Source organism: Halorubrum sp. AJ67 (assembly GCF_000513435.1).
Window position 1 is genome coordinate 71,332 of record NZ_CBVY010000010.1, and the last position, 1,141, is coordinate 72,472.

The 1,141-nt window shown below is 71.1% G+C and carries 1 protein-coding gene and 2 pseudogenes; all 3 read right to left on the bottom strand.

Annotated features, from left to right (window positions below; all coding sequences use genetic code 11):
• Positions 1-587, bottom strand: a pseudogene (locus BN903_RS09735) (porphobilinogen synthase); the annotation flags it as partial.
• Positions 588-703: 116 nt separating this feature from the next.
• The gene (locus BN903_RS17465; protein WP_006114727.1) at positions 704-868 is read right to left on the bottom strand and encodes a DUF6757 family protein; all 165 of its coding nucleotides are present in this window, start codon (positions 866-868) and stop codon (positions 704-706) included.
• 25 nt (positions 869-893) lie between these two features.
• A pseudogene (locus tag BN903_RS09740) lies at positions 894-1,141 on the bottom strand (PHP domain-containing protein); the annotation flags it as partial.

Here is a 1,141-nt window from a genome sequence, read left to right on the forward strand (position 1 = left end):
TCNCCTATCCCCTGTGTNCCTTGCCTCCACGACTTCGTCGANCGCCTCGCCGATCGCGCCCGACTCGCCGTCGGTCATCGCGGAGGGGCGACCACGTCCGCGCCCGCGTCGGCCTGCGAGACGGCGGTCTTCGCGAGGAGGTCGAGCGTCTCGTCGTTTTTGACGGTGAGCGTCGGGTCCGTCTCGGCGGACTCCTCGATCACGCCGCAGTGGCCGTGATCGGTGTACTCACAGAGGCAGACGTCGCCGATCACCGTCGCGTCCGTCTCCGCGTCGATCCGCCGGATTGCCCGCTGGACGACGCCGTCGTCGGCGTACGCCCGGCTCCCCTCGGGGTCTTTCGACTCGGGGACGCCGAAGAGGATCACGGTCTCGACGCCGGTCTCGGTGATCTCCTCGACGCGGTCGACCGCCTGTTCGACCGGGACGCGCTCGTGGCCCGGCATCGTCTCGATCGGCACGCGCTCGTCGGTCGTCGCGTCGACGAAGACGGGTGCGACCAGGTCGGACGCCGAGAGGTCGGTCTCGGCGACCAGCGGGCGAACGCCGTCGGTCCGGAGTCGGCGTGGCCGGTCCGTGAGGTCCATGTGGGGGCGTTGGCCCCGCGCGGTCTTTTAGCGTTCGTCTCGAAGCGGGGCGTTCGGTGGCCGAGTGCCACCGGTGGGGCCGGAGGTCCGACGCGGAGGAGGGCGAAACAGTGCGACTACTCGGAGGACTCGATGTCGATTCGGTCTCGGAGCTCCGCCAGCTCGTCCGACTCCGCGAGCTCCTCGACGCGCTGTTTGAAGTGCGACTCGCAGAGCCCGACGACCACGCCGCGCTGCTCGGCCTCGTACGTGGCCTCCCGGTCGCAGTAGTGACACCGCATACGCGCCACTCCGTTCGGCGCGGGCTTAATCCTGTTCGTCGGTCGTCGCTCCGGCGGAGCCCTCCTCGATCGGGACCGGCTCGGGGAGGCGCTTGCGGACCGGGGCGAACGCCGATCCCGTCAGCCCCGCGACGCCGAGCGTCCGTTCGTGCGCGTCGGTACCGCCGGTCTTGAGCAGGTCGGCCTCGGCGGCGACGCGGTCGATCCGCGCGTCGTCGACCGCGCGGCCGTACGGGTAGAACCGCTCGACGGCGTCGACCGCGTCCCGCTCGC

Bases quoted from the DNA above. Each gene is read 5' to 3' on its own strand.
- BN903_RS17465 (WP_006114727.1), bottom strand. From the start codon at position 868: ATGCGGTGTCACTACTGCGACCGGGAGGCCACGTACGAGGCCGAGCAG.